General features: G+C 66.7%; 2 protein-coding genes. Both read left to right on the top strand.

Features of this window, described 5'->3' with window-relative positions; translation table 11 throughout:
• The first annotated feature begins 86 nt into the window (after positions 1 to 86).
• Positions 87 to 836 carry an endonuclease NucS gene (gene nucS, locus ACFP3H_RS25195; RefSeq protein WP_378609681.1) on the top strand — a complete coding sequence of 250 codons (750 nt, stop codon included), beginning with the start codon at positions 87 to 89 and terminating at the stop codon, positions 834 to 836.
• Positions 837 to 847: 11 nt separating this feature from the next.
• A complete protein-coding gene (locus ACFP3H_RS25190; RefSeq protein ID WP_378609680.1) occupies positions 848 to 1,141 on the top strand; it encodes an ATP/GTP-binding protein in 294 nt (97 codons plus the stop codon).
• Positions 1,142 to 1,179 lie beyond the last annotated feature (38 nt).

Below are 1,179 nucleotides of genomic sequence, written 5' to 3'. Positions count from 1 at the left end.
TTTCCTTTTTGCGTTCCCGTGACAATCGAGAACGCACACCTTCGGGAGCCGCCGGCCGAGTTTCGGGGAGGCGGTACTGTGCTTGAGTGCGCCTCGTCATTGCTCGTTGCCAGGTCGACTATGTCGGTCGACTGACCGCCCACCTTCCGATGGCCCGTCGGCTGCTGCTGATCAAAGCCGATGGTTCGGTGCTCGTGCACTCCGATGGTGGCTCCTACAAGCCGCTGAACTGGATGAGCCCGCCGTGCTGGCTGCAGGAGCGTGAGGTCGCCACCTTGGAGCCGCCCGCCGAACTCCCCAACGGGGTCAGGGCGCTGCGTGATGAGCAGCCTGCGGCGCCGGAGAGCACCATTACGGCGCTGTGGGTGGTCGTCAACAAGGCCGGCGAGGAACTGCGGATCAGCATCGAGGAGATCGAGCACGATTCCTCGCACGATCTGGGGGTGGATCCGGGTCTGGTGAAGGACGGGGTCGAAGCGCACCTGCAGGAACTGCTCGCCGAGCACGTGACCAAGCTCGGTGAGGGCTACACCCTCGTGCGGCGCGAGTACATGACGCCGATCGGTCCGGTCGACCTGCTGTGCCGTGACGCCGACGGCGCGACGGTGGCGGTGGAGATCAAGCGCCGCGGTGACATCGACGGTGTCGAGCAGTTGGCCCGCTATCTGGAATTCCTCAACCGTGACCCGCTGCTCGCCCCGGTGTCGGGGGTGTTCGCGGCGCAGCAGATGAAGCCGCAGGCGCGCACCATGGCGAAGGTCAGGGGGATCCGGTGCTTCACGCTCGATTACGACGAGCTGCGCGGCATGGACAGCAACGTTTTCCGGTTGTTCTAGGCGAGAACCTGATGCCGCGACGTATACCGCGCTCCGGGCGCCCCAGCACCCCGCGGCCGATCGGCGATGTCTTCGGCCGCACCGAGCCGGGTCCGCGCGACGGCGAAACCTACATCGTCCGTACGGTTCCCGGCGCTCGTGCGGTGAAGACCTATCGCTGTCCCGGCTGCGATCACGAGATCGCCCCCGGCGTAGCCCATGTCGTCGCCTGGCTCGCCGAGGGCGGCGAGGACGACCGCAGGCACTGGCATCAGGGGTGCTGGAACGGCCGGGGTACCCGCGGTATCACCCGCCGCTGGTCCTGATCGCCCTGATCGACGAAAAGCGAAGGCCGCCTCGATGA

The sequence above is a fragment of the Nocardia lasii genome (assembly GCF_042658545.1).
GTDB classification, from domain to species: Bacteria; Actinomycetota; Actinomycetes; order Mycobacteriales; family Mycobacteriaceae; genus Nocardia; species Nocardia lasii.
The sequence above is the reverse complement of the archived record's forward strand: the minus strand, read 5'-3'. Positions and strand labels throughout refer to the sequence as shown.

Coding starts and splice junctions, on each gene's coding strand:
- ACFP3H_RS25190 (WP_378609680.1), top strand. CDS start 848: ATGCCGCGACGTATACCGCGCTCCGGGCGCCCCAGCACCCCGCGGCCG.